We start from the raw sequence: 24317 nt of genomic DNA on the forward strand, positions 1-24317 counted from the left end.
GGCGCGCTGATCTGGACCGCGTTCCGGGCCGCAGCCCGGACCGGAACGCTGCCTTACGCGGCGCGGCCCCCCCGGTGAAGCGGACGTTTCGATGCTCTCACCCCCGCGCAGGACCCATGCAGGGCGCCATAGCAGCGCAGCCGCCACACCCTTCGCCTGTGCGGACCCATGGTGGATATCGATCCCCGGTGACACGCCGAAAACCCTGGCCGTCCGAGTGCTGCAGGGCGGCAGCGACCGCAACGGCCGCAGGAACGGTCACCGGGTTCCAATGAAAAAGGCCGGCTGCGAGGCAGCCGGCCTTTCCTGTTCGAACGCGGCGCGGATCAGCGGAAACGGCCGTTCACCGCCTTCACCGCATCTTCGTTGATCTTCACGTCGACGCGGTTGCGCACGTCGGTGACATAGGCCTGGTACAGATCCTGCGCCAGCGAGCTGGACACCTGGCTGTCGATCGAGGCCACCATCTGCTGGGCATCGGGATCGGTCTCGGCGGGCTCGGCCACGCTGTCGAGGCGGATGATCAGCACCCGCTCGTCATCGTCGAGGACCTTGTATGCGCCCTTCTTCATGGCGAAGACGGCAGCGTTGAAGCCATCGGGCGTGCCCGCGACCGAGCCGTTGCGCGCCACGTCGGTTTCGGTGGCCAGCTGCAGCCCCGAGGCATCCAGCGTCAGGCTGCCCGCCGTCATCTGCTTGACCATGTCCTGGGCCTGGGCATCCAGCGCCTTCATCGTCTGGGCCTTGGTCCAGGCGGCGGCGACCTTGGTCTTCACGTCGTCGAAGGGCTGGGCTGCGGCGGGCACGTCCTTGTCGAGGCGCATCGCGTAGATCGAGCCGTCATCCAGCGTCTTGATCTCGGGGTAGTCGTCCTTGGTCAGCTTGGCGGCCTCGGTGCCGAAGCCCGAATAGGCCGCGATGCCGTCGGTCATGCCCTTGTACCAGTCGATCGACTGCAGCTGCATCTTGCTGTCCTTGGCCAGGTCCTCCAGCGTCGCGCCCCCGGCCAGGTCGTCTTCCAGGGTGCTTTGCTTGGCGGCGACGGCACGGCGGGCGGCGTCCTGGGCCAGTTCCTCGCGGATCTGCTTGTCGGCCTCGGCGCGCGGCGTGGTGTCGGCCGCCAGGATGCCGTTGATGCGGAACAGCGCCGGCCCCAGGCCCGTCTGCACCGGGCCCACGACGCTGTCGGACTTGGCGGCAAAGACCGCATCGCCCGCCGCCTTGGTGGTCAGCTGGTCCTTGGTCACGTCGCCCATGTCGATATCCGACAGCTGCAGGCCACGGTCCTTGACCAGCGCGTCGAAATCGGCGCTGCCGTCATCCAGTTTCGCCTTGGCCGCCTGGGCCGAGGCCGCATCGGGGAAGACCAGCCGTTCGACCAGACGGCGTTCGGGCTTTTCGAACTCGTCCTTGCGCTTGTCGTATTCGGCATCGATGTTGGCCTGGTCGACATGGACCTCGTCCAGCAGGCTGTCGGGCGACAGCATCACATAGGTGATGCGCTTTTTCTCGGGATCGGTGAAATCGGCGATGTGGTCCTTGTAATAGGCCTGCAGCTGATCATCCGTGGGCGAGGGCACGGTGGCCTTCAGATCCTCGGAGGTCAGCACGCCATAGGTCACCGCGCGGGTCTGGCCGATGTAGCTGGCCAGCGTCTTGGCGTAGGTCTCGGGCATCTTGGCCGAGGTCACGATGGCACTTTGCAGGATCGAGCGGGCGCTTTCGTCACGCAGGTCGGATTCGAAATCCGCCTGCTTCAGCCCGACGCGCTTGAGCGCCTCGTTGTAATTGTCGCGGCTGAACTTGCCGTCGAGGCCGTGGAACGCCTGGATCTGTTCGATCTGCTTGGCGACATTGGCATCGCCCACCGACAGGCCGACCTTTTCGGCCTCGACATCCAGGGCGCGCTGTTCGACCAGCTGCGTGATCGCGGCATTGGGGATGCCGAACATCTGTGCCTGCTGGAAGGTCAGCTGGTTGCCCATCTGCTGGCCGATGCTGTTCATCTGGCTCTGCACGGCGTTGACATAGGCCGAGGCGCGGATCGGCTTGTCGCCGACCTTGCCGATATTGGTGACCGTGCCGCTGAAATTGGTCGCGCCAAAGCCACCCAGGCCGACGATCAGCAACAGCATCAGCGCCCAGACCAGGGTGGTGGACTTCGACTTCTTCTTGGCCGCCATGCGGTTTCCTCCGCTTGTGTCGCGGCCCGCGGGGGTCCGCCGGAGGCCGCCTGTATGGTTGCGCCGGGGCGGGGGCCCCGGCGAGGTCGGCTCTTGTTAAAGCCTGAGGCAGGAGGGGGCAAGCGGCCCGGGTCCTGCCGGTTTCACGATCCGCTCAGGCGGTCAGGCGCGCGACGAAGGCTTCGATGCCCGCGACATCGAGATTGGCGAAGGCCACCCGCATCTGGGCCGCGCCCGCGGCATCGTCCGCGGGGTTGAACATGGTGCCGGGCAGCATCAGGATGCCCTTCTCGCGCACCAGCGCCGGGGCCAGATCGGCCGAGGAAACACCGGCGCGGCCATGCGAGAGATAGGCGAAATAGGCGCCCGCCCCATGCAGGGTCCAGCCGGCATCCGCCAGCCGGTCGCGGGCGGCCAGCACGGCGGCGCGGCGCGACAGGATCTCGGCTCGTTCGCCGGCAAGCCATTGCGAGAGGTTCTCCATCCCCCAGAGGGCGGCGCGCTGGCCGAAGGTGGGGGCGCAGATCGCCACGCAGTCCTGGAAGCGCTCGATCTCGGCCAGCAGGGCGGGGTTGGCGATGATGGCGCCGGTGCGGTGGCCGGTCAGCCGGTAGGCCTTGGAGAAGGAATAGAGCTGGATCAGCACGTCATCCCAGTCGGGATCGGCAAAGAGGTCATGCGGGGCGCCGGGTTCGGAATGGAAGTCGCGATAGGTTTCATCGACGATCAGCCGCAGGCCGCGGGCGCGGGTCAGGTCGCGGAAGGCGGCGATCAGGTCGGGCGGATATTCGGCGCCGGTGGGGTTGTTGGGGGTTACGAGGACGATGGCGCGGGTGCGATCGGTGATCAGGGCGGCGGCGGCTTCGGGATCGGGCAGCATGTCGGCACCCGTTGCCAGAGGCACGGCGCGGACGCCCGACATGTCGAGCCACATCTTGTGGTTGAAATACCACGGCGTCGGCAGGATGACCTCGTCGCCTTCCCGGGTCAGGGCAAAGATCGTGGCGCAGAAGGCCTGGTTGCAGCCTGCCGTGACGGCGACCTGATCGGGGGCGATCTGCCCGCCATAGGCGGCGGACCAGTCGGAGGCGATGCGCGCGCGCAGGGCCGGAAGACCCAGGACCGGCCCGTAGAGATGGGTTTCGGTGTCTTCGAGGAAGCCCGCCATGGCGGCGCGCAGGGCGGGCGGCGGGGCGGCCACGGGGGCGGCCTGGCTGACGTTGATGAGCGGGCGGTCCCCCGGGAAGGTGAGGCCTGCGATCCAGCGGCGGGCCTCCATCACCGGGGGGGCAAAGGTGGCGGCGGTACGGGTGGGGGTCATGGCGCTCTCCGGGGATATTCGGGCGTGAGGCTAGCAGCGGGGGCGCGGCGCCGGAAGAGGCGCGGCGGTGGCGCGGGGCGGGGCGACGTGGCGGAAGGGCGGTGATATGGGCGGGTCGTGCCGGGGGGGCAGTGTGGGGGGCTTGGGCGGTGTGGGGGCTCTGCCCCCGGCGGCTGCGCCGCCTCCCCCGAGGTATTTGGGACAAGAAAATGAACAGGGCGCCGCCGGAGACCGGGGCGCCCTGATGCGGGAGGCGGCGTGTCAGACGGTGCCGCGGAAGGGTTCGACGTATTGCAGCGCCATGTCCCAGGGGAAGAAGATCCAGGTGTCCTGCGACACTTCGGTGATGTAGCTGTCGACCTGGGGCTTGCCCTTGGGTTTCGCGTAGACGGTGGCGAAATGTGCCTTCGGGTAGATCGAGCGCACCAGTTCCAGCGTGCGGCCCGAGTCGACCAGATCGTCGATCACCAGGATGCCGGTGCCGTCGCCCATGATCGCCGCGTCGGGGCTTTTGAGCACATGGGCGGCCGACTGGGTCTGGTGGTCGTAGCTTTTGACCGAGATCGTGTCGACGGTGCGGATGTCGAGTTCGCGCGAGATGATCATCGCCGGCGCCATGCCGCCGCGGGTGATGGCGACCACGGCCTTCCAGGCGCCGCCTTCCAGCGGGCCCTGGCCGTCGAGGCGCCAGGCAAGGGCGCGGGCGTCGCGGTGGATCTGGTCCCAGGAGACATGGAAGCCCTTCTCGTGGGGCAGGCGGTCGGTCATGGCGGTCTCTCTTCTTTTTCTTGCGTTTGGTCTTGCGGGCCGGTGGTCAGAAGGCGGCGATCTTCAGGCCGAGGCCGGCCAGAAGCGTGCCCAGGACGCGGTCGATCGGGGACTTGAGACGTGTATAACCTGCACGGGTGCGTTCAAGCGAGAAAATCCTTGCCACGAGCAGGTTCCAGGCGACCTCGTTGGCGAAGACCACCGCGAGGATCGCGGCAAAAAGGCCCGCGGAGGCGTCATGCGGCACCAGAGTGACGAAGACGGCGCCGAAGAAGATCGCCCCCTTGGGGTTGGAAAGCTGGGTGAGGACGGCGCGCAGGGTGCAGCGCAGCAGGGCGCGGGGGCCGGCCGGGGTGGCCGTTGCCGCCGCTTCGGTGGCGCTGATCTGCAGCGGCCGGGCGGCGCCGCGCCACATCTTCCAGGCCATGTGCAGCAGGTAGAGCGCGCCGATCAGCCGCAGCGCGATCAGCACTTTGGGCGCGATCTGGAACAGCGTGGCCAGCCCCAGCACCGCCGCTGCCGCCCAGATCACCGCGCCGATGCCGATGCCCACGGCATGGGCCGCGCCACGGCGCATCCCTCCGGTCATCGCGGTGCGCATGGTCATCAGCACGGCCGGTCCGGGCGAGATCGCGGCCAGCAGGTGGACGGCAAAGACAGTGAGCAGGATCTGGGTCATCTGGGGGCTCTTGAGGGGAGGGGGCAGACGGCAAAGGGGCCGCCCGGCGGGTCTGCCGGGCGGCCCCGTGTCTGCGATGGCGCCGGGTCGCGGACCCGGTCGCGGGGTCAGCTCTTGTCGATATCGGGGGCGTCGACGGCCTTCATGCCGACGATGTGATAGCCCGAATCGACGTGCAGGTTCTCGCCGGTGACGCCCGATGCGAGGTCCGACAGCAGATAGAGGGCCGACTTGCCGACATCGGTCGTGGTCACGTTGCGGCGCAGCGGCGAGTTCAGCTCGTTCCATTTCAGGATGTAGCGGAAATCGCCGATGCCCGAGGCCGCCAGCGTCTTGATCGGGCCGGCCGAGATCGCGTTGACGCGGATGCCGTCCTTGCCCAGGTCTTCGGCCAGGTATTTGACCGACGCTTCCAGCGCGGCCTTGGCGATGCCCATGACGTTGTAATGCGGCATCACCTGTTCGGCGCCGTAATAGGTCAGCGTCAGCATCGAGCCACCGTTCGGCATCAGCTTCTCGGCGCGCTGTGCGACGGCCGTGAAGGAATAGACCGAGATGTCCATCGTCATGTTGAAATTGGCCCGCGAGGTATCGACATAGCGGCCGCGCAGCTCGTTCTTGTCGGAGAAGCCGATCGCGTGCACGATGAAGTCGATGCTGCCCCAGTCGGCCTTGATCGCTTCGAAGCAGGCGTCGATCGACTGTTCCGAAGAGACGTCGCAATCGTACAGCTTGTCCACGCCCAGCTGCTCTGCCAGCGGCAGGACGCGCTTTTTGAACTGGTCGCCCATGTAGCTGAAGGCCAGTTCGGCGCCTGCATCGGCGAGCGCCTGCGCGATGCCCCAGGCAATCGATTTGTCATTGGCCAGGCCCATGATCAGGCCGCGTTTGCCAGCCATGAGGGTGTTTGCCATTGTCGCGCTCTCCGCCCTGTAACTTTCGGTCAAACTCCCTTAAGCGATAGGCTGGGGCGCTTCAAGCCTGCCTTAGCGGGCGGCAGGGCCGCCGGTCCGGCGCCCCGGTGACATTATCGGGAGTACCACAGATGTCGGACCGCAGCGGGATTTTCGCCGGCGAGGATCCGTTCCGCCTGGCGCAGACGTGGCTGGACGAAGCCACCCAGAGCGAAGTCAACGATCCCAACGCCATCGCCCTTGCAACCGTGGATGGCAATGGCCTGCCGAATGTGCGCATGGTCTTGATGAAGGAAATTACAGCAAGTAGTTTCATCTTTTACACAAATTATGAAAGCGCCAAGGCTGGCGAGCTTGACCTGAGCGGCAAAGCGGCGTTTGTGATGCATTGGAAGAGTTTGCGCCGTCAGATTCGCGTTCGGGGACAGGTAACGCGGTTTGATGGCAAAGAGGCCGATGCCTATTTCGCATCGCGCTCGCTCAAGTCCCGTTTGGGCGCCTGGGCGTCGCAGCAGTCCCGTCCGCTGGAATCCCGGGCGGCGCTGATGGCGGAAGTGGCCAAGGTTACGGCTCAGAAGGGTTTGGCGCCCATGCGTCCGCCGTTCTGGGGTGGGTATGAGTTGGTACCCGTCGAGATCGAATTCTGGGCGGACGGTGCGTTCCGGTTGCATGACCGGTTCCGTTGGACTCGGGAGGAGACCTCGGCGGATTGGAAGATTAGTCGCCTCAACCCCTGAAACCGCAATTGTCGCGGCGTTGGGGGAGGGGCTAGCCGCGTTTGCGGCCTGTATTTGGGCAGGGGGAGGCGCGTCGGGACAGCGGGCCGCCCTCTGAAAATTATGGAGTTGGGTGTGATTATGCACGACCAGGATGCCCGGACCGTGACCGGCCGCGTGAAGTGGTTCGATCCGGCGAGGGGCTTCGGATTCGTGGTGGCCGAGGAGGGCGGTCCGGATATCTTGCTGCACGCGAATGTGCTGCGGAATTTCGGACAAAGCACGGTGGCCGACGGCGCGAGGGTAGAGCTCGTTTCTCAGGTGACGCCGCGGGGGGTGCAGGCGATCGAGGTGATCGAGATCCTTCCGCCAGAGAATTCGGACAAGGCGGCGCTGGAGGACTTCAGGGCGCTGGACCAGGATCAGATCCGATCGGTGCCGCTGATGCCGGCACGGGTCAAATGGTTCGACAAGGCGAAGGGTTTCGGCTTTGCGAACATCTTTGGACGAGACGAGGACATCTTCGTCCATGTCGAGGTTCTGCGGGCCTCGGGGCTGGGGGATCTGTCGCCGGGCGAGGCCGTGGCCCTGCGGATCATCGACGGCAAGCGTGGCCTGATGGCGACCGAGATCTGCGCCTGGGAAACCGCGACCCATTGACCTTTTCCCGCTGGATGCCACCTTGGCGTCCGGCGGGTTGGTCCCGCGGGAGTTTCTGAACATGTGGAAGATCGGTGCCGCAGCCCTTGTGCTGGCGGTTCTGGCGGGAACGGCGGGTGCGGCCTGCCGTGCGGACCGGGTCGAGCTGAAGGGCCCGGGCGGCGTCATGCGCTTTTCGGTCGAGGTCGCGGACAGTCCCGAAGCGCGCGCCCATGGCCTGATGGAGCGCCCCCACCTGGATGCCGGGGCGGGGATGTTGTTCGTCTACGACCGGCCGCAGCCGGTGATTGCCTTCTGGATGAAGAACACGCTGATTCCCCTGGATATCATTTTCCTGGATCCGGCGGGGACGGTGCGTTCGATCGCCAAGCGGGCGCGTCCGGGCGACGAGACCAATCTGATGGGTGCGCCTGGCAGCCAGTATGTGCTGGAAATCAACGGCGGGCTGGCGGACCGGATGGGGATTGCGCCCGGCACGGTAATGCGCAGCCCGCTGCTGGATCAGAAGGTGGCGGCCTGGCGTTGCGACGGCTGACGCAGCTTCGCTCTTTTCAATCCCGTTTTGCTTCGTTAGAGGAGGGAATGGTCCGGGGCGTAGCGCAGTCTGGTAGCGCACCTGTTTTGGGTACAGGGGGTCGTGAGTTCGAATCTCGCCGCCCCGACCATAAATCAAAGACTTACGGAAGCTTCCGTTGTGACATTTGGTGCCGTTGTGACGGCCGTTGTGACGAAAGCGTCAGCTGCCGCTGCGCAGCTTCACCACCTTGGCAATCGACTCGCTTCGACCACGGGCATAGCGGTCGGTGGTCGAGACGTGCAGATGCTGTCCGGCGTCCCGCAGAATGAACGGATCCACCCCCAGGTTCTTGGCCTCGGTCAGCGCGCCGGCGCGGGTATCCATCACCGTCAGCTCCTTCGGCAGGCCCAGATCGTCGCGGATGCGCCGGTAGACCTGGCTCCAGCCATAGCGGGTATAGGGCAGGCCGGTGCGTTCGCTGGTGATCACCGGCCCGCTGCGGCCGCGCAGCGCCAGGATCGACAGGCGGGCGCGAATCTCGGGCGTGTCTGTCAGGGCAAAGCGGATCGGGTCGGGCATGGATTTCGCGGTCTTGGAAATCACCTTCTCGAAACAGGTCAGCCCGGGGTCCAGCATGTCCCAGGTCAGCCCGTCCTGCCAGCGTTCGTGGCTGTCGGGCAGGTGCCGGTTCTTGCGGTCGCGCGGGCGCTTGCGGACGATGCCGGGGGCATCCGCATCGCATTCCAGCCACTGGCCGCGCACATCGACCGCGCGCAGGCAGAAGACCCACTGGATCAGCAGCCCGGTCGCAAAACCGAACAGGCCCCGGGCGTCGGCCTCGTCCACGATGGCGCGGATCTGCGCGCGGGTGGGCGTGACCGAGCGCCGCGGCGCCGACTGAAAGCGCATGTCGCCCAGGATCTCGGACACCTCGCGGGCCGGGGCGTATTTCACCAACTTGCCGTATTTGGCGACCGTCCGCAGCCGGTCGAACATCCTTGAGACATAGCCGTCGTTCCTGCCCTTCGCCTTCATCGCGTCGCGCAGGTCGCAGATCATCACGTAATCGGTCTTCGACACCAGCACATGGCCAAGGACCGCATCCCAGCGATCCAGCGCCCAGAGATACCCCTCGCGGGTGTTCTGCTTGACCCCGTGAATCGGGCTGTGCCGGTCGGTCTTGTAGCGGTGGATCAGCCAGCCCCAGGTGCCCGGTTCGTGCTTGTCGATGGAGACGCCGAAAAAGGCCAGCATCTCTCGGGTCAGCTCGCGGCATTCGCGGGCGCGCAGCAGGTCCTGGCCGTCACCGTGTTCGCCGGTCAGCCGCACCGAGGTCTTGGGGTAGCCCATCTGGCGGAACTTGCCGCTGGGCTTCCAGTACCAGTAGTTGCGGCCCCTGACCGCACCCGGGGCATAGGACGGGTCGGACCCGTCCCACAGGGCTTCCTTGTAAGCCATTGGTTCACTTTCGTTCTGAAGAAATGCGCAGGTCAGAGCGCGCCGAGGTTGAGGCGGGGTCTTTCGCCGTCCTGGGGCATCTTGTCGCCGTCCCGGATGCGGCGGCGGGTCTCAAGCCAGGCCATGACATCGGCCTTGATGTACAGTTTCAGCAGCGGGTCGGGCTGGGGAAAGCCCTTGGCCTCCAGCGTCCGGCGCCGGTCCGAGAAGGCGCCCGGGCTGAGCCCCAGGAACTGCGCCGCCCATTTGGAACTGCCGCAGGCGGCCTCGGCAGTCAGCGAGTGATCAGCCATGTGCGCCCCCGAGCCCGGTCGCGGCGGCAATGAGCGCGGCGGCGAGGAAGGCGAAGAGCACGGCGATCCCGGGGGTCAGGTCGCGGCGGGCTTCGGGGCCTTGGGGGTCTTCGTTGCGGTGCATCCTCAGAACTCCCGTTTCATGTCGCGCAGCATCTTGCGCATTTCGATGGCGAGGGCGGTGCAGACCCGGCGGACGTGGCGGTTGTCGCTTTCGTCGGCCAGCTGCTGGGCCTGGTCCTTGGCGGTCTTGAGGCGGGTGTATTCGTCGAACATCTTCGAGCCTTTCTGCCGGGGCTGCCGGCGTGCGGAAGGGGCCATGGCGGGTCAGGCGGCCTGGTGCAGGGCGTGGTCGCCCCATTGGCGGGCGGCGGCATCGGCCGTGCGGCGCATCGTGCCGCTGGTCTCGCAGCCGATCAGGATCTTCATGGGGTATCTCCGGGCATGGGGCGGCCGCCGCCCGGCCGCATCCGCGGGGGCGTTGTCGGGCGGCGGGGCCGGCGTGGATCAGGCGGGGGTGTAGGTCAGCGCAACGCCATCGCGGCAGAGCGTCACCCGGGCGGGAAAGCTGCGCCCGGCATGGGGATGATGGCCGGTGGTGGTGATCGAAACATCGGTGTCATGGTGCACCAGCGCCCGGGCGCGGTCCGCCCAGCGGGCGACGGCCTGGGGCCGGGTCCGGCCGTGGGCGCGCACGCCCAGCAGGTCGATGCGGAAGCTGCCGAGGGCGCCTTCGGCGAAGGTGCCGCCGGTCTCGATGGCGGCATTCGCCAGCGTGTCGTCGCGTTCCGAGGCCGACCGGCCGTCGAGGCTGCGCAGCAGCTGGGCGAGGGGATCGTGCAGAGGGGTCATGGCAGCGCCTCGATCTGGTAATCGACCAGGCCCTTGTCGCGGGCGGTGCGGAAGGCCTCGGGCGTATCGCAGCAGCGCCACCAGCGGCCGGTCTTGCAGCAGGTCAGCAGCATGTCGGCGCCCCGCTCAGGCCGCGGCGGGCCATGATCTCGCGCACGCGCAGCAGGGCGCGTTGGGCATGGGGTTCGATCTGGTCGGCCAGGGTGCCGGGGCGGGTGGGGGCATCGATCAGGTGGGCCGGAGCCAGCCGGGTCAGACGCTCCGGCGTGATCGCCTGGCCACGCGCCGCCTTGGCGCTGGACCAGGCGGCGAGGGCGATCCGGGGGCAATCCGCCACCAGCTCAGGGGTGCCGAGCAGGGCGCGGCAGTCGAGGGGATCGGGCAGGGGCATGGGCGTCTCCATCGGGGGTGATGGTCGCATCATTTGTGGAAGAAACTTCCACAGTCAACACATAAATGGAAAAAACGCCCATTGCATTCCTGCTACAGAATCGGGCAAAAGGTCTCGGTTCATTTTTTGTTCTTGAGGGGCGGAATGCGGAGGGGGTATGGGCTGGAGGAGAGGCTGCTTTTTCTGGCAGCAAATTTCTTGGGAGTGTCGATCGACGCGGTTTACCGCTTCTGGCCCGGGCGACTAGCCATGAGGGCTTCTGCCATCCTGTGTGGCAAATCCGTCAGGCGCCCCCGATAGAGGAAGTCCATAGAGGCGCCCCACCTTTCAGATATGGCGTAAGCCATTTCAGCCTTTAGAGGTTTAGAGCCCCGCTCGATTTTCGAGTAGCTGGAACGGTCGATTCCGACCGAGTCGGCAAACTCTCCCTGGTTCAGGTCCAGATATTCGCGCAGGCGCACGAGACGCTTTCCGACTTCTTCGGGGTCGAAGGTGTTCATGTGGTCACTCATGCTCGTGTGGGAGAGTGCCTGCATCATCGGGCTCATGGGAAAATCTTCCATTGAAGATATTTCCATCCTTGACGCATGGAAGAAACGTCCATTAACGAAGCGTTATGGAAGATTTGTCCACGTTTCGTGATGTCATCGGCCTTTGGCCCTCGCGGTCGGACTTCGCGTCCGACCTCGGGGTGAGTTTGGTGCGCGTGCACAAGTGGGCCGCGCCCGCGGGCAAGATCCGGGCCGAATTCTTCCTTGCCATTCTGAGCGCCGCCGGTCGTCGGAGCATCCCATTGCAGGCAGAAGACCTCTGCCGGGTGGCTGCCGCCGATGCGGGCGGCGCCCCTGTGGGAGCGACCCATGCCCTGTCCCCGTGATCTGCGCGCCATGCCGCCTCCCTTGGAACCGTCTTCGGTTCCACTGGTCAAAACTTGAAGAAAAAGAGCTTTCTCATGCCACACGACCTGTTTTCGCACATGTTCAAGAGCCTGGTGCAGCAGCTGGGCGGGGTGGATGCCGCGCAGGCGGCGATCTCGGCCGCCGTTGGTCATCAGGTCAGCATCGGCACCGTGTCGAAGATCGCCAATGGCCATGCTGAGGTCCCTCTGTCCTGGGCCTATGCCTTGGAGGATGCCACCGGCAACCGCTGTTTCCACGCCTTCCGCGCCCGCGCCGTGGCCCATGCCCAGGCCGAGGCCGGGGTGGGCAGTCACCTCGACCACCTGCGCGAGGCGACCGAGATGGTCGAGGCGATGGCCCATGCCGAAACCGGCCCGACGCGCGAGACGCTGATCCGCGCCCGCAAGGAAACCGCCGATGTGGTGGACCGGGCGGGGCGGGCCCTGGCGGCCTATGACGCCATGCTGGCGCAGATGACCGGCGCGGTGGTGCTGCATCCCCGGGGGCTGCGCGATGGGGCTTGAGCTGAGCCGCGGCGCACCGCCCGATTGGGCGGGGCTTTGCGAAAGGGCGCTCGGGTCCGGGCTGCTGATCGCGGCGCCGCTGGATGTGGCGGCTGCGCATCTGCGGGGCCGGGTGGCCTATCTGGCAACGCCCGGCCGCCCCGGCGATCCGGCGGAGGAGGCGACGCTCTGGTGCGGCCTCTGTGCCGCCCGGGGCATCACCGCGCTGTCGCCCCTGACCATGGCCGCGGCGATGACCGCCGCCCCCGGGCCGCTGGCCGAGATCCCCCGGCACCCCGCCTTCTGGTCGGCCTGGTCTCTGCGCCTCTTGCTCGCCAGTGCCGCGGTTGTCGTGCCGCAGGTCGCGGGCTGGCGCCGCTCGGCCGAGGTCTGGGGCGTCGCCGCCTGGGCCATCCGCCACAACCTGACGCTTGCGCTGCTGTCCTCGGACCCGGCGCCTTTCCCCTTGCGGACCGGCCACGGCCAGGCCGCCCCAGACCATCGGGACCCCCAAGCATGAGTATCGAGGCAATGAACTGGGCCTTCGCCCAGCGGGATCTGAAACCGGCGACCAAGCTGGTGCTGGTCTTCCTGGCCAACTGCCACAACCAGTACACCCGCCGCTGCGACCCCTCGCAGCAGACCCTGGCGGAGGAGTGCTGCATCAGCCGTTCGACGGTCAACGTACACCTGAACGAGCTGGAACGCCTGGACCTGATCCGCCGGGTGCAGCGCTCGGACAAGCAGACGCGCAAGCAGCTCTCCAGCCTCTATCTGCTGGGCTGTGATTTCCAGGAGGAGGCCGCCGCGCAGCCCGTGTCCGAAATCCGGACAGGGGCCGAGGCGGACCAAACCCCCGTGTCCGGAAATCGGACAGGGGAAGAGGGCGATGCCGTGTCCGAAAACCGGACACGGAAAAACAAGGGAAAAGCGGCCCCCGTGTCCGAAATCCGGACACGGAAAACGGGCCGAGCCGTGTCCGGAAAACGGGCAAAGCCGTGTCCGGATTTTGGCCAATCCCGTGTCCGGACGGTCGGACACGAACCTGAATATAACCCGAAGGGAACCTTGCGCGCCCCCGCGCGGGCCCGCGCACCCGCGAGGGGCCCCGGGTTCTTCACCGCCGATGAACGCGCCGAGGCCCAGGACATCGCCCGCCACATCCGCCAGGGCGGCGCGATCCGCCCCGAGGCGGTCTCGGGCCGGGTGCGCGCCTGCCTGCGGGCCGAAGGACATCTGCCGGATCCCGAGCTGCGGGCTCATGGCCTGATCGAGGAAAGGGGCTGAGAATGGACGCACACACCCAACCCGAGACGAACCGCGCCCGCGTGCGCCGCCTGTTGCTGGTGCCGCTGGCCGAGATGGGCTTTCGCTTTCCGAAGGCCACCGCGGCCGAGGACGGGCAAAAGCGCCTCGACCGAATTGCCGACGACCTGGCCTATCTGAGCGACGCGAACCTCACGCGCCTCTGCGAGGCCCTGCGCGACAAGGGCGAGGGCAGCGCCCGCCGCTTCTGGCCGGTGCACGCGACCTTCGTGGCCTTTGCCCAGCTCGCGCAGCCGCGCCCCCTGCACGAGCTGCCGGGGCTGGCCAGCTGGTTTGGCAGCCTGGCCGGCCGGCAGGCCCTGGTCGAGGGACGCCTGGTGGCCGAGTACCGCTTCTGGCTGCGCCACCACCGGCCGCCGATGAACGACCCCGAACGCCGCCGCATCGCCGACCAGTCCCGCGACGCCGCCGACCGCCTGGCACGGCTGCGCGACAAGCAGGCCCGCGGCTGGCGCCTCGATGCCGCCGACCTCGCCTGGCTTGACGCCTACACCCGCGACGACGCCCGCGCCCGCACCCTGATCCCGGAGACCCGCCCATGAGCATCCGCCCCTCCTTCCCCCGCCGCCCCGGCATCGGCCCGACCCGCACGGTCTACGTCGATGCCCGCCAGACCGCCTGGGTCGACACCTGGCCCGCGAGCTTTGCCGCCGACCGGATCCGCACCTCGGACCGCGTGGTGGCCGAGATCCTCTCCCGCGCCACCCCGCCCGCAGCCTGCGGCCCCGAGATCCCCGTCGCCCCCGCCCGCGGCCCGATGATCGCCGTCCAGCCGGTGCGGATGGAGGCCGAGCCCGACGGCCGCTTCACCCGCCACGCCGCCGGTCACGACGGCCACCGCGCCGCCCGCACCGCCGATGCCTTCGATCTGATGGAAGCCCAGGCGCTGCGCGCGCATCCCCGCAAGGTGAAGCTGGCGCGGGAGGCCCACGCGCAGGCGGTTGCGGAAGGGCAGGCGGCGGGTCGCAGGGACTTCGTTGCCCCGGCGTTTGTGCCGCCGTTCTCGGTCGGGCAGGTTGCGGTCGCGCGGGACTATGCCGCGCTGACCGAACGCTGTGCCGCCAGCGGCGTGCGCTGTTCCTCCTTCGAGACCCTGAGCCGTTCCGGCGGGACGGCCGGGGACCGCGAGGCGGCGATCTTCCGGGATTTCGAACAGCTTAGGCTCTGGCACCGCCGCATCGGCCCGGGTCTGGCGAAGGAGGTCCGCCGGATCCGCCCCGCGGGGCGCAAGCGCGGTGCGATCTATGCCCGGCGGCTGGTCGACCAGGTTTGCATCGGCGGCCTGACCCTGACCGAGGTGCTGGACGCCCACGGCTGGGAAAAGTCCGGCAAGGCGGTCGAGGGCCTTAGGGTGGCCCTGGGGGCGGCGCTGGACCGGATGCAGGGGTTTGATCTGGTGCCCCCTCAGAAAGGGGGTTGACGGTTAGATCACCCCGGAGGCATAGAAGGATCATCATCACCAATTGCGCCCGGAGCGAACCCTCGCTGCCGGGCGTTTTTGTGTCCGGAGGGTGCCGTGTTCAAAGTCTCGCTGAAGCTGGACGCATCGCAATTCCTGACCGGGGTCGATGCGCTGGCCAAGAAGGATCTGGACAAGGCGGCAGCCTATGCGCTGACCGATACGGCGCAGGATGTACTGGCGCATGTCCAGGCGCGGATGGACGTCGTCTTCGACAAGCCCACGCGGTTCACCAAGAATGCCCTGATGGTCTGGCGGGCGACACCGCAGAAGCTGGAAGCCGGCGTAATCGAACGCCCCTCGGTGGGCAGGCGCCATTACCTGAAGATCCAGGAGACGGGCGGCACCCGCGGTCAGACCGGGCTGGAGAAGATGCTCGACAGCCGCCTCGCCTATGCGGGCCAGCTGCGCAGCGTGATCCCGGCGAGCGGCGCCAAGCTCAACGCCTATGGCAACTGGCAGGTGGGGGAACGCAACCAGGCGCTCTCGGCGGTGCAGGCGCAGCGGGACAGCACGGCGAACACGACCGAGGCGGCGCGCAAGCGCAACCGCAAGCGCGCGGGCTTCTTCGTGCCCCGTGCGGGGTCGAAGCTGTCGGCCGGGATCTGGAAGCGGGACGGCAAGGGCACCCTCACCAAGGTGGTGCATTTCACCGCGCTCGCGCCGCATTACGACCGCCGCCTGGGGTTCCTGGACGGCGCCGAGGAGGTCCGCGCGGCGCGTCTGCCGGTGCACCTGCGCCGAACCCTGGCGAAGGCGGCCGAGAAGGCGGGCCGGGCAGGGGGCTGAGGGCCCCCGGGCCTTCGTGGGTCCTTCCCCGCAAGGCCCGTGTCGGGGGTAATTCGCACCCCGGGGGTCGCGCCCCGCTTAACCCGGATTGCAGCCTTAACTTGGAGCCTTAACGCAGGGGCTTAACGAACCGGAGGGGACGATGCAGGTGACCGCCGCTGAACTGGCCGAGCGGATGGAGGTCTCGCGCCCGCGGGTCACGCAATGGGTCCGCGCCGGTGTCCTCGATGGCTGTTTCACCGGCGAGGGGCGCGGCCGACGCTTTGACCTGGGCCGGGCGATGGCGGCGCTCGGGCGCAACCTCGATCCGGCGCAGATGCTGGGCAATGGCGCCAGGACCCGGCGGGTGCTGCGCGCGGGGGAAAGCACGCCTGCGGACCTGCCCAAGCCCGAGCGGGGTCTGCCGGCGAAGGAACCCGACCGCTACGAGCTGGCGCGGATCCTGAACGCCGAGGAGGATCTTCGCCGCAAGCGGCGCGACAATGAACGCGAGGAGGGCCGTTGGATCCTTGCGGAGGCCGCCGAACGCAGCGCCTCCGCGCTGGTCGCCCGCGAGATCGGCCAGTTCGAGGCCGCGCTGCGCGATGGAGCCCGCAAGATCGCCGATACCGAGAACCTGGACTACCGCTCGGTCCGGGCCGTGCTGCTGGGTGTCTGGCGCGACCATCGGGCCGCCCGGGCCCGCGCCCTGGCACGTGCCGCCGAGCTGGCGGAGCTGAGCGATGCAGAACGCGAGGAAGACGGCTGATGGGATTCCTGTCTTCGGCAGAGGCGGCAGTGCTGCGCGGGATTGCCCGCGCCATGAAGCCGCCGCCGCCGCCCGACATCACCGCCTGGTGCGAACGCAACATCCGGTTCGACGAACGCTCGCCCTTCCCGGGCCAGTTCCAGATCGAACGCTTCCCCTTCCTGCGCCGCATCCACGAGGTGCTCTCGCCCGAACATCCCGCGCGTGAGGTGACGATCCGCGGCTCGGCGCAATGGGGCAAGACGGTCTCGATCATCAATCCGACGGTGGCGGCCTGGCACGAATACGGCCCCCTCGACAGCCTGGTGGTGCATCCGACCTCCTCCTCGGCCACGGAATGGGTGCGGGCGAAGTGGATGCCGCTGCGCCGCGAGGCCGAGGGGCTGCGGGTGATCTTTGGTGATGGGCTGGGCAGCGGGGCCGGGCAGACCGACACGCTGCACAACCAGGAGACCCTGCGCCGCGACGGCACGCTCAAGGTCACCAGCGCCGGCTCGCCCGATGACCTGGCGGGCACGACGCGGCGGCTGGTGCTGCTGGATGACGTGTCGAAGTTCGAGATGACGCCGAAGGGCGATCCGGAGATGATGGCGGTGAGCCGTGCGGCGGGGTTCGAGGATGCCAAGATCGGCCGCGTATCCACGCCGCAGATCGTCGGCACCTGCCGGGTGACGCGGGCCTTCACGCGCTCCACGCAGGAGTTCTACCACGTGCCCTGTCCCCATTGCGGGACGCTGGCGCCGCTGACCTGGGAGAACTTCCGCCGCAACCTCGACCCCGAACGCCTGCGGGCCGCGCATTTTACCTGCGAGACCTGCGGCGGCGTGATCGGGCATGAACACAAGGTCGCCATGGTCGCCGCCGGGCGGTGGGTGGCGCACAACCCGAACGGGGACCACCCCGGGTTTCACCTCTGGCGGGCCTATGTGCCGCAGCGGGACTGGGCCTCGATCGCGCTGGAATACGCCCAGGTCATGGGCTGGACCGGGCGGGTCGAGGTCAGCACCGACACGGCAGAGACCCCGGAGAGCGTCGCCGATGCCCAGACCGAACAGACGTTTTACAACGATGTTCTGGGGCTGCCCTATGAACAGGCCAGCCGCGGCCCGGACTGGGAGAAGCTGCGTGATCGGGTGGAGAAGGCCGACCCGGAGGTCGCCGAGCCGCTGCCGCGCGGGATGCTGCCCGATTGCGGCTTCATCTTCTCGGCGGGCGTCGATTGCCAGGGCGACCGGACCGAGGTGCACTTCGTGGCCTTCGGGCGCAACTACCGCCGCTGGGCCATCGACTACCAGGTGATCCCGCATCACATCAGCACCGCCGAGTGCCGCGCGGCGCTGAACCAGATCCTCAAATCCACCTGGCGCACCCGGGCCGGGCGGCGCTTTGGCCTGGATGTGCTGGCGATCGACACCGGCGCCTATACCGAGGATGTCTGGGACTGGGCGATGCGCCATCCCTACACCCGGGTCATGGCGATCAAGGGCGGCACCAGCGCCTCGGCCCCGGCGCTCAAGCGCATGGAGTTCGACCGTCGCTCCGACCGGATGGCCCGGCGCAAGCGCCAGCAGGGCTTCGTGGTCGGGGTCAGCCAGCTGAAGGCGGACTTCTACAGCTGGCTCGAGAAGGCCGATCCGGCGGAACGTGGCCATGTCGCCTTCGCCACCGGGCTGGGGGACGAGTATTACCGCCAGATCACCTCGGAGGTGCGGGTGCTGAAGCGGGCCAGTTCCGGCGCCATGGTCAGCCGCTGGATCATCGCCGAGGCGGGGCGCAGGAACGAGGGCCTTGATACCATGCTTTATGCCGAGGCGGGCGCGCGGTTCAAGCAATGGACCTACCTCTCGGACGGGGCCTGGGACCGGCTGGACGGCGAACGCGGCGGCCCGCCCGAAGGCGCCCAGCCCGACCTCTTCGATGTGGCGGTGCCCATCGTGCCCGAGGGTCCGGCGCCGCAGGCCCCGGTGCAGATGCCGCCGCGCCGCAAGCGCCCGGCGCAGAAGATCAATTTCCTACGGAGGGACTGATGTCCGTCGATCGAGCGACCCAGCTGGCGCGTCTGCGGACCGCCAGAGCCCTTGGCGTGACCCAGCTGTCCGAAGACGGGCGGACGATCTCCTATCGCTCGCTCGCTGAGATGGACCGGATCATTGCCGATCTTGAGGCAGAACTCGCCGGGCGCAGCCGTCGCCCGGCGCTGCGCCAGGCGACGCCGCGCACCAACCGGGGGCTCTGATGGCACGCAAGACCGACACCGGGTTCCGGCCCAGCCTGCTGGACCGGACCATCGCCCATGTGCTGCCGGAACGCGGCCTGCGCAGGATCCGCGCCAAGGCGCAGCTCTCGGTGATGATGAACTATGATGCCGCCAGCCGGGGCCGGCGCACCAGCGGCTGGCGTGCGCCGCTCAGCTCGGCAGATGCCGCCGGCTGGCACGCCGGGGCGCGGGCGCAGCTGCGCAACCTGTCGCGGGACTTCGTGCGCAACCGTCCCTTCGCGGCCCGGGCGGTGTCGGTGATCACCGGCAACGTGGTGGGATCGGGCATCCTGCCGTCGATCTCGCATGATGATCCGGACCGCAAGGCGCGGGTTGATCAGCTGGTCCGCGACCACCTGCTGACGGTCGCCATCGACGCCATGGGCCAGCATGCCCTGCCGGGCCTTCAGCGCGCCGCGATGAACGCCGTGGTCGAGGATGGCGAGGTGCTGGTGCGGCGGCGCTGGCGGGTCGGGCCCTACGGGGCCGGGCTGGCGCTGCCGTTCCAGGTGGAGCTTCTGGAGGCGGATTACCTTGACCAGGCGAAGGTCGCCAATGGTCAGAACGAGATCGTCGAGGGCGTGGAATACGGGCCCACCGGCGCGGTCGTTGCCTATCACATCCTGCGTCAGCACCCCGGCGCCGCCAGCCGGCGCCTGGCGCTGGACTCGGTGCGGGTGCCGGCGGCGGATGTGCTGCATATCCGCCGCGCCGACCGGCCCGGCCAGGTGCGCGGCATCAGCTGGTTCGCCCCGGTCATGCTGACCTTGGGCGACATGAGCGACTACCAGGAAGGCGAGATCCTGAAGCAGAAGATCGCGGCTTTGCTTGCGGCCTTCGTCTCCAGCGAGGAACCGATTGCGGGCGATGCGCTCGACCCCGACCAGGGGGCCCGGGACCTCGGCCTGGGCGAGATGGGGCCAGGCACGATCACCGAACTGCCGCCCGGGCGCAGCGTCTCGTTCACCACGCCGCCGCAGGTGCCCGGCGGCTATGACCAGTTCATGCGCCAGAACCTCTCGGCGGTCGCGATGGGGCTGGGGCTGACCTATGAATCCCTCGCCGGGGACCTGAGCAGGGTGAACTTCTCCTCGGCCCGCATGGGCCGGATGGAGATGGACCGCAATATCGAGACCTGGCAGCAGCTGCTGATGATCGACCAGTTCTGCCGCGGCATCGAGCGCTGGCTGCGCGAGGCCTGGACCATGCGGCCCCGGCTGGGCCCGGCGGATTTTGCAGTGACCTGGACGGCGCCGCGCCGCGCGCTGATCGACCCGACCAAGGAGGTCCCGGCGCTGGTCGCGGAGATGGAGGCGGGCATCACCAGCCGCCAGCGGGTGCAGCGCCAGCTGGGCCTCGATCCTGCCGTGGTGCTGCGCGAGCGCGTCGAGGACGCCCAGGCCCAGGCCGGCCAGCCGGTCAACCTGACCAATGATGAGGCCGCCCCCGGGGACGCGATGCGCGCGCTCTCCGGGATCGCCGCCGCAGAGGCAATCGAAGGAGCAGAAGATGCCGATTGAGGACGACGCGGGCCGCGCGCCCCGTCCGGTGCCCGCCGTGGTGGAGGGCATCCTGGCCCTGGAAGGGACCCTCGTTCCCGAGGATTACATCGCCCAGTACGGCCCCGGGGCCTTCAGCGCCGCCCAGGTGCGCACGGCATTGCAGGGGGCGACGGGCGATCTGACGGTGCGGGTCAACTCGCCCGGGGGCGACCCGCGCGAGGGCGAGGCGATCCGCGTCATGCTGGCGGAATACCCTGGCCGGATCACCGTGCAGGTGGTGGGGCAGGCCTGTTCCGCCGCCTCGCTGATGATCATGTCGGCGGATCGGATCGAGATGAGCTCGGGTTCGGTCATGATGATCCATGACCCCAGCAGCTACACCTTCGGCACCGTGGCCGATCATGAACAGGCGATGCTGGTGCTGAACGCGCTCGCCGATGCCTATGCCGCGGTCTACGCGGCCAAGGCCGGAAGGAGCGTCCCGGCGATGCGCCAGATCATGCGCGAAGAGCTGTGGATGGACGCGCAGCGCGCGGTCTCCGAGGGCTTTGCCGACGGGATCATGGCAATCGATCTGCCGGATCTGCCCGGGGTCGCCATGGCCTCGGCCCGCGCGGCCTGGGCGCAGAGGATGCAGGCCTTCCAGGCTGTCGCGATGACGGTGCCGGTGGCGCCGCAAGGGGGCGTTCCCGGCGCCCCGCAACTGGCCATGATGGCCGCAATCGAGGAGGCAGAGATGCCCGAACAGACCCAGGCCCCCGTGCCCCCCGTGCCCCCCGTGCCGCCCGCTGCGCCCGTGACCCCGCCGGTGCCCAGCATGCAGGACGGCATCGCCGCCGAACGCCAGCGTATCGTCGCGATCCAGATGGCGGCGCGCACGCACCTGGCCAGCGGCGCCCTCAGCCAGGACATGGTGGACGGGCTGATCACCGAGGGGCTCAGCATGGAGGCCGCCTCGGTGCGCATGCTCCAGGCGCTCTCGGCGGCGCCGGGGCAGGGCAATGTCCAGATGGGCGGGGCGCGCAGCCGGATCCTGCGCGATGACCGTGAGACCCGCGTCATCGGCATGACCGAGGCGCTGACCGCGCGGTTCACCGGCCAGGCCCCCGCCGACGATCGCGCGCGGCCCTATGCGGGCCTGGCCATGCACGAGCTGGCGGCGCTGACCATGGGGCGCGAACGCCCCGCCATGGGCGGCTATGCGCAGCGCGAGGACATCCTCATGCAGGCGATGCAGACCACCAGCGATTTCCCCAACATCCTGTCGACCTCGGTCAACCGCATCCTGGCCTCGACCTACGACCTGGTCGAGCCCACCTTCACCGCCGTCTCGCGCGAGATGTCGTTCAACGATTTCCGCGAACATGACGTGGTGCGCGCCGATGAATTCCCGACGCTGCAGAAGGTGACCGAGGCGGGCGAGATCAAGTTCGGCGCCATCGGCGACAGTGCCGAGGTGGTGGCCCTTGGCGCCTATGCCACGGGGCTCGCGATCTCGCGCCAGGCGCTGGTGAACGACGACCTGGGCGCCATCCAGGCGGTGATCGACAGCGCCGGTGCCATCGTGCCCGAGTTTGAGGAAGCGACCTTCTGGTCCTATTTCCTGTCGAACGCCAAGCTCTCGGACGGCAAGGCGATGTTCCATGCCGATCACGGCAACCTCGGCACCGCCGCCGCGATCAGCGTGACCTCGGTCGGGGCGGGCTACAAGGCGCTGCGCACGATGAAGGCGGCGGATGGCAAGCGCAACATCCTGTCGAACGCGCCCTCGATCCTGCTGGTGGGCCCGGCGCAGGAAATGGCGGCCAAGCAGTTCCTGTCGCAGAACCTGCTGGCGACGAAGAATGCCGACATCAACATCTTCTCGGGCGAGCTGCGCCCCGTGGTGACAGAGCAGATCGAGGACAATTCCTGGTATCTGCTGGTCGATCCTCAGAAGCGCACCCACAACTTCAAGCATGGCTATCTGGCGGGCCGTTCGGCGCCGCGGGTGCGGGTGGATGAACCTTTCGGCACGCAAGGTATGCGCATGACGCTGGAACACGACTTCGGCGTCGGCGGCGTGAACTATCGCGGCGGCTACAAGAACGCCGGCGCCTGATCCGGGCATCGCAATCCTGACCTGACGAACGGGCGGCCCTGGGCCGCCCGTCGTCGTTTCCGCATCCCTTGCAAGGAGATCCAAGATGAAGACCTTCATCCAGCCGGGCCATGCCCTGACGCTTGCCGCCCCCTATGATGTCGCCTCTGGCGGCGGCGTGCTGGTCGGCGGCCTCTTCGGCTTTGCCCAGCACGACGCGCTGTCGGGCGAGGCCGTCACCATCGAACGCCGCGGCGTCTTCACCCATGCCAAGACCTCGGCCGAGGCTTGGACCCTGGGCGCCAAGGTCTATTGGGACGACACCGCCAAGGTGCTGACCACCACCGCGACCGACAACACCCTGGTCGGCGCGGCCACCGCCACCGCCGCCAACCCCTCGGACACCGGCGAGGTCCTGCTGGACGGCACGGTGCGCTGATGGCGCCGGTCTTCGACGGGGTGGCCGGGGTCATGAACAACCTCTTCGGCGATGCGGTCACCTACCTGCCGCAGGGCGGGAGCTCGCGGGTGGTGCAGTCGATCTTCCGCCGGATGCCGGTCGAGGCCATCGACCCCGATCACCACCCGGTTCTGGTCACCAGCCCAAGCTGGTCGGTGCCCCGCGACCTGGTGCCCGAACTGAAGCGCGGCGACCAGATCCGGCCTGGCGACGGGCGCACCTACGAGGTGCAGAACGTCTGGCCCTCGGGGTCGCCCGCGACCGACGCGCGGGTCATGTGCGAACTGTTCGAGGTGGACGGATGAGCCATTACCGCGCCGATTACCGCGCGGCGGCGCTGGCGGCGCTGCAGGCGGCGCCGGGGTTGCCCGGCATCACCGCGCTGTCGGCCTGGGCCGAGAACATCGACGCCGCGACCCTGCCGGTGATCGGCGTCGCCACCCCCTCGGAACGCAGCACCCGCAGCGGCCATGGCGGCACGCTGGAAAAAGCGACGCTGCTGCAGGTGGTGCTGAAGCGGCGGGGCGATGCCGACATCGAGGACCAGCTCGACGCCGACACCGCCGCGATCGAGGCGGCGATCACCGCCGCGCTGAGCAGCCCGACCGTCCAGTGCCTGCTGGAAGAGGTCACCACCACCGTCAACGGCGAGGGCGCCCGCCGCATCGGCACCGCCACCGCCAGTTTCCGCGTGACCAGCTGGCGCGCGGCCTGAACCTAGGAGAACGACATGAGCACCACGGGCGTAGGTCTTGGCTATGGCGCCAAGATCCGGATCGGGCGCGGCGCGACGCCCGCCTGGACCGCATTGACGGGCATCGGCGATTTCGACCTGCCCACGGGCGAGGCGGATGAGGTCGATGTGACCTCGCATTCCTCGCCGAACCGGACGAAGGAATATATCCCCGGGCTTCTGGACAACGGCACCCTGTCGGCGCCGCTCGACTACATCCCGGAAAGCCCCCAGGACATGCTGCTGCGCTACCTGCGCGCGGTGGGCGAGCTGATCCAGATCGAGATCACCGCCGCCGGTGCCACCACCCCCGAGGTCTACGCGGGCTTCGTCAAGTCCTACGGCCGCTCGGCGCCGGTGCAGGGCAAGGCGACCGCGACGGCGGTCTTCCGCATCAACGGCATCGTCTCGGGCGAAGCCACCGATCCGGGGGCCAGCGCATGACCTCGATGAACGGCGACTATACCTTCGAAGCCCTCGGCCGCAGCTGGACGATGCGCATCGACTTCAACGCGCTGGCGGATTTCGAACAGCACTCGGGCCGCACGGCCGGGGCCTTCCTGGCCGAGATCGACCGCGACCCCGAGGCGCTGAGCCTGTCGGACATGCGCATGATGATCTGGGCGGGGCTGCTGCAGCACCACCCCGAGGCCACCCTGCGCGACGCAGGCCAGATCATCGGCGAAGCCCCCGAGGCGATGATGCTTGCCCTGGGCGCCGCCATGCCGGAGCCATCGAAGGACGGCCCGAAGGCCCTGCCGGGAAAGCCCAAACGCCGGAAGCGTCGCCGCTCGGGCTGAGCGGCCTGC

Annotated in this window: 32 protein-coding genes and 1 tRNA gene; 21 read left to right on the top strand and 12 right to left on the bottom strand. The window is 68.3% G+C overall.

From position 1 onward, the window contains the following. Nucleotides 1-326: 326 nt before the first annotated feature. From AC2ITM_RS07925 to fabI, 5 genes are all read right to left on the bottom strand, one after another. On the bottom strand, nt 327-2183 hold the full coding sequence (locus tag AC2ITM_RS07925; protein WP_486469273.1) for a peptidyl-prolyl cis-trans isomerase: 1857 nt from the start codon (nt 2181-2183) through the stop codon (nt 327-329). A 154-nt stretch (nt 2184-2337) separates the two neighbouring features. Next, the gene (locus AC2ITM_RS07930) at nt 2338-3504 is read right to left on the bottom strand and encodes an aminotransferase (RefSeq protein ID WP_486469274.1); all 1167 of its coding nucleotides are present in this window, start codon (nt 3502-3504) and stop codon (nt 2338-2340) included. Between the two features lie 261 nt (nt 3505-3765). Beyond that, nucleotides 3766-4272, bottom strand: a complete 507-nt coding sequence (gene gpt, locus AC2ITM_RS07935) for a xanthine phosphoribosyltransferase (protein ID WP_486469275.1) — start codon at nt 4270-4272, stop codon at nt 3766-3768. A 46-nt stretch (nt 4273-4318) separates the two neighbouring features. Beyond that, a complete protein-coding gene (locus AC2ITM_RS07940) occupies nt 4319-4951 on the bottom strand; it encodes a LysE family translocator (RefSeq protein WP_486469276.1) in 633 nt (210 codons plus the stop codon). Between the two features lie 107 nt (nt 4952-5058). Beyond that, entirely contained in the window at nt 5059-5865 is an 807-nt protein-coding gene (gene fabI, locus AC2ITM_RS07945) for an enoyl-ACP reductase FabI (protein WP_486469277.1), read from the bottom strand. Between the two features lie 131 nt (nt 5866-5996). Here fabI and pdxH point away from each other — a divergent pair, with 131 nt between their 5' ends. The 4 genes from pdxH (at nt 5997) to AC2ITM_RS07965 (ending at nt 7906) form a co-directional block, all read left to right on the top strand. Further along, on the top strand, nt 5997-6602 hold the full coding sequence (gene pdxH, locus AC2ITM_RS07950) for a pyridoxamine 5'-phosphate oxidase (RefSeq protein WP_486469278.1): 606 nt from the start codon (nt 5997-5999) through the stop codon (nt 6600-6602). A 102-nt stretch (nt 6603-6704) separates the two neighbouring features. Next, nucleotides 6705-7241, top strand: a complete 537-nt coding sequence (locus AC2ITM_RS07955; RefSeq protein ID WP_486469279.1) for a cold-shock protein — start codon at nt 6705-6707, stop codon at nt 7239-7241. Nucleotides 7242-7302: 61 nt separating this feature from the next. Further along, entirely contained in the window at nt 7303-7776 is a 474-nt protein-coding gene (locus AC2ITM_RS07960; RefSeq protein ID WP_486469280.1) for a DUF192 domain-containing protein, read from the top strand. A 53-nt stretch (nt 7777-7829) separates the two neighbouring features. Further along, nucleotides 7830-7906, top strand: a tRNA-Pro gene (locus tag AC2ITM_RS07965). Between the two features lie 71 nt (nt 7907-7977). On the opposite strand, the gene AC2ITM_RS07970 is transcribed toward AC2ITM_RS07965, so the two are convergent. The 7 genes from AC2ITM_RS07970 to AC2ITM_RS08000 form a co-directional block, all read right to left on the bottom strand. Beyond that, nucleotides 7978-9216 (bottom strand): recombinase, encoded by a 1239-nt coding sequence (locus AC2ITM_RS07970; protein WP_486469281.1) that lies wholly within the window; start codon nt 9214-9216, stop codon nt 7978-7980. 32 nt (nt 9217-9248) lie between these two features. Further along, nucleotides 9249-9509: a hypothetical protein gene (locus AC2ITM_RS07975; protein ID WP_486469282.1), complete on the bottom strand. Its 261-nt coding sequence runs from the start codon at nt 9507-9509 to the stop codon at nt 9249-9251. Next, nucleotides 9502-9633 (bottom strand): hypothetical protein, encoded by a 132-nt coding sequence (locus tag AC2ITM_RS07980; RefSeq protein WP_486469283.1) that lies wholly within the window; start codon nt 9631-9633, stop codon nt 9502-9504. Before AC2ITM_RS07980 ends, AC2ITM_RS07975 begins: the two co-directional genes overlap by 8 nt. A gap of 2 nt (nt 9634-9635) precedes the next feature. Further along, on the bottom strand, nt 9636-9785 hold the full coding sequence (locus AC2ITM_RS07985) for a hypothetical protein (protein WP_486469284.1): 150 nt from the start codon (nt 9783-9785) through the stop codon (nt 9636-9638). A 231-nt stretch (nt 9786-10016) separates the two neighbouring features. Next, on the bottom strand, nt 10017-10361 hold the full coding sequence (locus AC2ITM_RS07990; RefSeq protein WP_486469285.1) for a hypothetical protein: 345 nt from the start codon (nt 10359-10361) through the stop codon (nt 10017-10019). A gap of 103 nt (nt 10362-10464) precedes the next feature. Further along, on the bottom strand, nt 10465-10752 hold the full coding sequence (locus tag AC2ITM_RS07995; RefSeq protein WP_486469286.1) for a hypothetical protein: 288 nt from the start codon (nt 10750-10752) through the stop codon (nt 10465-10467). A gap of 221 nt (nt 10753-10973) precedes the next feature. Continuing rightward, entirely contained in the window at nt 10974-11300 is a 327-nt protein-coding gene (locus AC2ITM_RS08000) for a helix-turn-helix domain-containing protein (RefSeq protein ID WP_486469287.1), read from the bottom strand. A 68-nt stretch (nt 11301-11368) separates the two neighbouring features. Here AC2ITM_RS08000 and AC2ITM_RS08005 point away from each other — a divergent pair, with 68 nt between their 5' ends. The 17 genes from AC2ITM_RS08005 (at nt 11369) to AC2ITM_RS08085 (ending at nt 24308) form a co-directional block, all read left to right on the top strand. Further along, nucleotides 11369-11629 carry a hypothetical protein gene (locus tag AC2ITM_RS08005; protein WP_486469288.1) on the top strand — a complete coding sequence of 87 codons (261 nt, stop codon included), beginning with the start codon at nt 11369-11371 and terminating at the stop codon, nt 11627-11629. 75 nt (nt 11630-11704) lie between these two features. Next, a complete protein-coding gene (locus AC2ITM_RS08010; protein WP_486469289.1) occupies nt 11705-12175 on the top strand; it encodes a hypothetical protein in 471 nt (156 codons plus the stop codon). Further along, a complete protein-coding gene (locus tag AC2ITM_RS08015) occupies nt 12165-12674 on the top strand; it encodes a DUF1937 family protein (RefSeq protein WP_486469290.1) in 510 nt (169 codons plus the stop codon). Before AC2ITM_RS08010 ends, AC2ITM_RS08015 begins: the two co-directional genes overlap by 11 nt. Beyond that, nucleotides 12671-13441, top strand: coding sequence for a helix-turn-helix domain-containing protein (locus AC2ITM_RS08020; RefSeq protein WP_486469291.1), 771 nt, complete (start codon nt 12671-12673; stop codon nt 13439-13441). The genes AC2ITM_RS08015 and AC2ITM_RS08020 overlap by 4 nt, the downstream gene beginning before the upstream one ends. 2 nt (nt 13442-13443) lie before the next feature. Continuing rightward, nucleotides 13444-14022 (top strand): hypothetical protein, encoded by a 579-nt coding sequence (locus tag AC2ITM_RS08025; RefSeq protein ID WP_486469292.1) that lies wholly within the window; start codon nt 13444-13446, stop codon nt 14020-14022. Further along, entirely contained in the window at nt 14019-14900 is an 882-nt protein-coding gene (locus tag AC2ITM_RS08030; protein WP_486469293.1) for a hypothetical protein, read from the top strand. The genes AC2ITM_RS08025 and AC2ITM_RS08030 overlap by 4 nt, the downstream gene beginning before the upstream one ends. 96 nt (nt 14901-14996) lie before the next feature. After that, nucleotides 14997-15728, top strand: coding sequence for a hypothetical protein (locus AC2ITM_RS08035; RefSeq protein ID WP_486469294.1), 732 nt, complete (start codon nt 14997-14999; stop codon nt 15726-15728). 142 nt (nt 15729-15870) lie between these two features. Then, entirely contained in the window at nt 15871-16476 is a 606-nt protein-coding gene (locus AC2ITM_RS08040) for a hypothetical protein (protein WP_486469295.1), read from the top strand. Then, nucleotides 16476-18503, top strand: coding sequence for a phage terminase large subunit family protein (locus AC2ITM_RS08045; protein WP_486469296.1), 2028 nt, complete (start codon nt 16476-16478; stop codon nt 18501-18503). The genes AC2ITM_RS08040 and AC2ITM_RS08045 overlap by 1 nt, the downstream gene beginning before the upstream one ends. Further along, entirely contained in the window at nt 18503-18712 is a 210-nt protein-coding gene (locus AC2ITM_RS08050) for a phage head-tail joining protein (RefSeq protein WP_486469297.1), read from the top strand. Before AC2ITM_RS08045 ends, AC2ITM_RS08050 begins: the two co-directional genes overlap by 1 nt. After that, nucleotides 18712-20253 (top strand): phage portal protein, encoded by a 1542-nt coding sequence (locus AC2ITM_RS08055; RefSeq protein ID WP_486469298.1) that lies wholly within the window; start codon nt 18712-18714, stop codon nt 20251-20253. The genes AC2ITM_RS08050 and AC2ITM_RS08055 overlap by 1 nt, the downstream gene beginning before the upstream one ends. Then, nucleotides 20243-22336 carry a head maturation protease, ClpP-related gene (locus AC2ITM_RS08060; RefSeq protein ID WP_486469299.1) on the top strand — a complete coding sequence of 698 codons (2094 nt, stop codon included), beginning with the start codon at nt 20243-20245 and terminating at the stop codon, nt 22334-22336. Before AC2ITM_RS08055 ends, AC2ITM_RS08060 begins: the two co-directional genes overlap by 11 nt. Before the next feature lie 85 nt (nt 22337-22421). Continuing rightward, entirely contained in the window at nt 22422-22754 is a 333-nt protein-coding gene (locus AC2ITM_RS08065) for a DUF2190 family protein (protein WP_486469300.1), read from the top strand. After that, entirely contained in the window at nt 22754-23080 is a 327-nt protein-coding gene (locus tag AC2ITM_RS08070; RefSeq protein WP_486469301.1) for a head-tail joining protein, read from the top strand. Before AC2ITM_RS08065 ends, AC2ITM_RS08070 begins: the two co-directional genes overlap by 1 nt. Then, nucleotides 23077-23490, top strand: a complete 414-nt coding sequence (locus AC2ITM_RS08075; RefSeq protein WP_486469302.1) for a hypothetical protein — start codon at nt 23077-23079, stop codon at nt 23488-23490. The genes AC2ITM_RS08070 and AC2ITM_RS08075 overlap by 4 nt, the downstream gene beginning before the upstream one ends. A gap of 15 nt (nt 23491-23505) precedes the next feature. After that, on the top strand, nt 23506-23952 hold the full coding sequence (locus tag AC2ITM_RS08080; RefSeq protein ID WP_486469303.1) for a phage tail tube protein: 447 nt from the start codon (nt 23506-23508) through the stop codon (nt 23950-23952). Beyond that, the gene (locus AC2ITM_RS08085; protein ID WP_486469304.1) at nt 23949-24308 is read left to right on the top strand and encodes a hypothetical protein; all 360 of its coding nucleotides are present in this window, start codon (nt 23949-23951) and stop codon (nt 24306-24308) included. The genes AC2ITM_RS08080 and AC2ITM_RS08085 overlap by 4 nt, the downstream gene beginning before the upstream one ends. Nucleotides 24309-24317 lie beyond the last annotated feature (9 nt).

The sequence above is a fragment of the Pseudooceanicola sp. NS-SX9 genome, from assembly GCF_057380705.1.

Excerpts from the sequence above, each read along its gene's own strand:
- AC2ITM_RS08050 (WP_486469297.1), top strand. The coding sequence starts at position 18,503 with ATGTCCGTCGATCGAGCGACCCAGCTGGCGCGTCTGCGGACCGCCAGA.
- AC2ITM_RS07985 (WP_486469284.1), bottom strand. The coding sequence starts at position 9,785 with ATGTTCGACGAATACACCCGCCTCAAGACCGCCAAGGACCAGGCCCAG.
- AC2ITM_RS08060 (WP_486469299.1), top strand. The coding sequence starts at position 20,243 with ATGCCGATTGAGGACGACGCGGGCCGCGCGCCCCGTCCGGTGCCCGCC.
- AC2ITM_RS08055 (WP_486469298.1), top strand. The coding sequence starts at position 18,712 with ATGGCACGCAAGACCGACACCGGGTTCCGGCCCAGCCTGCTGGACCGG.
- AC2ITM_RS08070 (WP_486469301.1), top strand. The coding sequence starts at position 22,754 with ATGGCGCCGGTCTTCGACGGGGTGGCCGGGGTCATGAACAACCTCTTC.
- gpt (WP_486469275.1), bottom strand. The coding sequence starts at position 4,272 with ATGACCGACCGCCTGCCCCACGAGAAGGGCTTCCATGTCTCCTGGGAC.
- AC2ITM_RS08000 (WP_486469287.1), bottom strand. The coding sequence starts at position 11,300 with ATGAGCCCGATGATGCAGGCACTCTCCCACACGAGCATGAGTGACCAC.
- AC2ITM_RS08065 (WP_486469300.1), top strand. The coding sequence starts at position 22,422 with ATGAAGACCTTCATCCAGCCGGGCCATGCCCTGACGCTTGCCGCCCCC.
- pdxH (WP_486469278.1), top strand. The coding sequence starts at position 5,997 with ATGTCGGACCGCAGCGGGATTTTCGCCGGCGAGGATCCGTTCCGCCTG.
- AC2ITM_RS08015 (WP_486469290.1), top strand. The coding sequence starts at position 12,165 with ATGGGGCTTGAGCTGAGCCGCGGCGCACCGCCCGATTGGGCGGGGCTT.
- fabI (WP_486469277.1), bottom strand. The coding sequence starts at position 5,865 with ATGGCAAACACCCTCATGGCTGGCAAACGCGGCCTGATCATGGGCCTG.
- AC2ITM_RS08005 (WP_486469288.1), top strand. The coding sequence starts at position 11,369 with ATGGAAGATTTGTCCACGTTTCGTGATGTCATCGGCCTTTGGCCCTCG.
- AC2ITM_RS07995 (WP_486469286.1), bottom strand. The coding sequence starts at position 10,752 with ATGCCCCTGCCCGATCCCCTCGACTGCCGCGCCCTGCTCGGCACCCCT.
- AC2ITM_RS08080 (WP_486469303.1), top strand. The coding sequence starts at position 23,506 with ATGAGCACCACGGGCGTAGGTCTTGGCTATGGCGCCAAGATCCGGATC.
- AC2ITM_RS08075 (WP_486469302.1), top strand. The coding sequence starts at position 23,077 with ATGAGCCATTACCGCGCCGATTACCGCGCGGCGGCGCTGGCGGCGCTG.
- AC2ITM_RS08030 (WP_486469293.1), top strand. The coding sequence starts at position 14,019 with ATGAGCATCCGCCCCTCCTTCCCCCGCCGCCCCGGCATCGGCCCGACC.
- AC2ITM_RS08045 (WP_486469296.1), top strand. The coding sequence starts at position 16,476 with ATGGGATTCCTGTCTTCGGCAGAGGCGGCAGTGCTGCGCGGGATTGCC.
- AC2ITM_RS08020 (WP_486469291.1), top strand. The coding sequence starts at position 12,671 with ATGAGTATCGAGGCAATGAACTGGGCCTTCGCCCAGCGGGATCTGAAA.
- AC2ITM_RS07960 (WP_486469280.1), top strand. The coding sequence starts at position 7,303 with ATGTGGAAGATCGGTGCCGCAGCCCTTGTGCTGGCGGTTCTGGCGGGA.
- AC2ITM_RS07955 (WP_486469279.1), top strand. The coding sequence starts at position 6,705 with ATGGAGTTGGGTGTGATTATGCACGACCAGGATGCCCGGACCGTGACC.
- AC2ITM_RS07980 (WP_486469283.1), bottom strand. The coding sequence starts at position 9,633 with ATGCACCGCAACGAAGACCCCCAAGGCCCCGAAGCCCGCCGCGACCTG.
- AC2ITM_RS08025 (WP_486469292.1), top strand. The coding sequence starts at position 13,444 with ATGGACGCACACACCCAACCCGAGACGAACCGCGCCCGCGTGCGCCGC.
- AC2ITM_RS07975 (WP_486469282.1), bottom strand. The coding sequence starts at position 9,509 with ATGGCTGATCACTCGCTGACTGCCGAGGCCGCCTGCGGCAGTTCCAAA.
- AC2ITM_RS08010 (WP_486469289.1), top strand. The coding sequence starts at position 11,705 with ATGCCACACGACCTGTTTTCGCACATGTTCAAGAGCCTGGTGCAGCAG.
- AC2ITM_RS08085 (WP_486469304.1), top strand. The coding sequence starts at position 23,949 with ATGACCTCGATGAACGGCGACTATACCTTCGAAGCCCTCGGCCGCAGC.
- AC2ITM_RS07940 (WP_486469276.1), bottom strand. The coding sequence starts at position 4,951 with ATGACCCAGATCCTGCTCACTGTCTTTGCCGTCCACCTGCTGGCCGCG.
- AC2ITM_RS07930 (WP_486469274.1), bottom strand. The coding sequence starts at position 3,504 with ATGACCCCCACCCGTACCGCCGCCACCTTTGCCCCCCCGGTGATGGAG.
- AC2ITM_RS07990 (WP_486469285.1), bottom strand. The coding sequence starts at position 10,361 with ATGACCCCTCTGCACGATCCCCTCGCCCAGCTGCTGCGCAGCCTCGAC.
- AC2ITM_RS07970 (WP_486469281.1), bottom strand. The coding sequence starts at position 9,216 with ATGGCTTACAAGGAAGCCCTGTGGGACGGGTCCGACCCGTCCTATGCC.
- AC2ITM_RS07925 (WP_486469273.1), bottom strand. The coding sequence starts at position 2,183 with ATGGCGGCCAAGAAGAAGTCGAAGTCCACCACCCTGGTCTGGGCGCTG.
- AC2ITM_RS08040 (WP_486469295.1), top strand. The coding sequence starts at position 15,871 with ATGCAGGTGACCGCCGCTGAACTGGCCGAGCGGATGGAGGTCTCGCGC.